The 2,836-nt window shown below is 41.0% G+C and carries 4 protein-coding genes; all 4 read left to right on the top strand.

Annotated features, from left to right (window positions below; genetic code table 11):
- On the top strand, positions 1-531 hold a 531-nt coding region (locus tag BET10_RS21370; protein WP_205987513.1), incomplete at its 5' end, for a hypothetical protein.
- A 40-nt stretch (positions 532-571) separates the two neighbouring features.
- Positions 572-850 carry a DUF2523 family protein gene (locus tag BET10_RS00030; RefSeq protein WP_240503609.1) on the top strand — a complete coding sequence of 93 codons (279 nt, stop codon included), beginning with the start codon at positions 572-574 and terminating at the stop codon, positions 848-850.
- Between the two features lie 2 nt (positions 851-852).
- Positions 853-2,088 carry a zonular occludens toxin domain-containing protein gene (locus BET10_RS00025; protein ID WP_070982776.1) on the top strand — a complete coding sequence of 412 codons (1,236 nt, stop codon included), beginning with the start codon at positions 853-855 and terminating at the stop codon, positions 2,086-2,088.
- The gene (locus BET10_RS00020) at positions 2,081-2,305 is read left to right on the top strand and encodes a hypothetical protein (RefSeq protein ID WP_240503608.1); all 225 of its coding nucleotides are present in this window, start codon (positions 2,081-2,083) and stop codon (positions 2,303-2,305) included. The genes BET10_RS00025 and BET10_RS00020 overlap by 8 nt, the downstream gene beginning before the upstream one ends.
- Positions 2,306-2,836 lie beyond the last annotated feature (531 nt).

The raw sequence follows: 2,836 nt of genomic DNA, 5'->3' as shown, positions 1-2,836 counted from the left end.
GGCTCTGATGGTCAAGATGGTGGCGGCGGTGGCGGTGATTCGGGTGATGGTGATGATAGTGACGACAGTGATGATAATGATGATAGCGGCGGTGGAGGCGGCGGCGGTGGTGGTGATTCGGGTGATGGCGATGAATGTCCAGAGGGTGAAACATGTGATGGTGACGGCAAAATTATTGAGTTATTAGAGCAGATTTTAGGGTCACTCAATAATACAGGCGAGGTCACAGAGTTTGACCCAGCTAATGCCAGTAGTTTTTTTGAGACTGAATACGAGGACGGTTTTGCTGGCATTTGGGACGAGAAATCAGAGCAATTAAAAAACACTGATGCAGCGTTATTTATTAAACAGTTCAGATATACAGGTAATGGATCTATGCCAAATACTCAAATGTGTTTCAATCTCGGTCAAAATATGAACTTTGGCTGTTTAGATGTGCCATTACCTGATGCCAATGTTATGGCATTTATACGGATTGTTATTTTAATTAGTGCAGCGTTTTTGTGTCGTGCAATAGTTTTTGGGGGTTGATATGTTGTCGTGGTTTGCTCAAACGTGGGAGGATGCAAAAATGTTTATGTATTCTATATTGCTCACGTTTTATGAAATGTTTCGTGATTTATTATATTGGTTGATGGAGTCATTTTTAGATTTGACGATTGTTATATTAAATGGGTTGGGGTCCTTGTTTGATGGCCTAGACGTGTCTAGTTATATTAATTCTATTCCACCATCTGCTGCGTATTTTGCATCTGCGTCAGGGCTAGGGCAGGCAACAGGTATGATCATCTCTGCGTTAACAATTCGATTTTTATTACAACTAATTCCATTTGTTAGATTAGGGAGTTAATTATGATACATGGGTTTTCAGGGAGGACAGGTGCGGGTAAATCATACGAATGTGTAGTGAATCATATCATTCCAATGGTTACGCAGAAAAAACGGAAAATTGTCACTAACATACCGTTAAACATAGAAAAAATCTGTTCTGTGTATGGGGAGCATTGCCGTGAATTGATTCACTATGTAGATGGTAACTGGCATGATTTTGGCGGTGAGCGTCCGTTCTCTCGTGTCGAGCATTATCATCAGTTTGATGATTGGCAAAATGAGCAGGGACAGCGATGTGCATTTTTTATTGATGAGGCGCATTTGTGTTTGCCTACTGGTGGGACTGATAAACGCACTTTAGAGTTTTATAGCTTGCATCGTCAATATGGTTTTGACATCTATTTGATGACACAACATTTTAGAAAAATACATCGTGATATACGTGATTTAGTGGATAATCATTACCGATGCATTAAAAAGTCGTTCTTGGGCCAGCCAGATAAATATGTTTTAAAAATACATAATGGTGGCAGTTCATCAAATTCAACGGTGGTTAATACGGTTGAGCGCGAATATGAGTCTCGTTGGTTTCCATTTTACAAATCACATACAAAATCAGAGAAGTCTATTACGGAGGATTCATCTGAGGATATTAAAAAGTGGTGGGATAATTGGTATATGAAAGGCTCGGCCATCATGTTAGGTGTTTTTTTGTTTATATTAATTTCAGCGATTAATACCGAACCCAAAAATAAATCAGTTGAAACAACAGCAGAGCCGAAAATTGAAACAATTCAACAGGCGCAGCAACCTGTTGCACAACAGCAAACAGTGCTAGCGCAATTTCAACAGCCCCAAAATCCAAATGTTGTTGCGTCAGTTCAACAGATGCCTGTGCAAAACGAGTCTATACGGCCAACTATTTATGAACAACGTCCAGAACCGCCGCGTGCGGCGCATCCATTCCATAAAGTTGCTTTGCATATCAATGGGTTTTCTGAGTACACAGATCGAGGAACGATTGTAAAAAACTATTGGATTGGGGCGTCTCAGAATGGGCAGCTCATATTCGAAATGAGTCTGCGCGATTTATATTTGGCTGGTTATGATGTAATGGTCCGCTCTGAGTGCATGATTGAGGTGTCATTCAAGGACACGTACCATGACTACATTACATGTGATTCGCCGCGTATTGATGTCATGCCGAGTGAGAGTATGCCAGTTGCTAACAATATGTCGGGTGGTGAGCATGGATAAAAAATCAGCACCTGTCACTGGTGACGGTTTGACTAGAAACCAACGTTATGAATTAACGATGAAAAATCGCGGGTTGTCTAAACGCACGCTATGGCTACCAGATAGGTGTGAATGTGAAATTAAACAGATGGTTGAGTTTTTAATTGAGAATCCTGATTTCATTCCAGCAATGGCACGTGATTTAAAAACAGGTCGTTTGAAAAAATGTATCGATTAAAACGGTATTTATTTTCCGTGTAATTTCATATCCCATAATTGAATCACGGCATTATGTTGAGAAAGCGCCCCGCTAAAATATCAAACTAGCGGGGCGTTTGTGGTTTTGCAGTCTGCAAAATAGCGTAGCGCAGACTGCACCTGAGCAACGAACGTTGTGATAGGCCCGTAACATAAACCGAATTATGGGAAATGGAATTACGTAAAACTTTGGCTGGAACGTAATAATTGATTCAAATATTACGTACTGGCGGTTTGCCGTTCGTCGGAACTTAGCGCCAGATTAACGCGGAGCGTTGGAGACATTCCAGAGGATCTAAATATTGGATCAAAATTAACGAGTGGGTTTGATGGTTAGATATGGTCGGGTATCAAATCAACGCAGTTAATTAACGCACGTGATCATCTCATTTGTTCAGAAAAAATTTAAATGCCTCCTGATAAACCTATCAATTTCAATTACAACTGGGCAGATGAGGGGGGACCCGCTGTGCGGGGGGTGCCCTGAGCTGAGCAGTTGAAAAAATACCCC

The sequence above is a fragment of the Pseudoalteromonas amylolytica genome (genome assembly GCF_001854605.1).
Lineage (GTDB): Bacteria > Pseudomonadota > Gammaproteobacteria > Enterobacterales > Alteromonadaceae > Pseudoalteromonas > Pseudoalteromonas amylolytica.
Note: the sequence above shows the minus strand (reverse complement) of the source record. Positions and strands in the feature narration are given on the sequence as shown.

Excerpts from the sequence above, each read along its gene's own strand:
- BET10_RS00025 (WP_070982776.1), top strand. The coding sequence starts at position 853 with ATGATACATGGGTTTTCAGGGAGGACAGGTGCGGGTAAATCATACGAA.
- BET10_RS00020 (WP_240503608.1), top strand. The coding sequence starts at position 2,081 with ATGGATAAAAAATCAGCACCTGTCACTGGTGACGGTTTGACTAGAAAC.
- BET10_RS00030 (WP_240503609.1), top strand. The coding sequence starts at position 572 with ATGTTTATGTATTCTATATTGCTCACGTTTTATGAAATGTTTCGTGAT.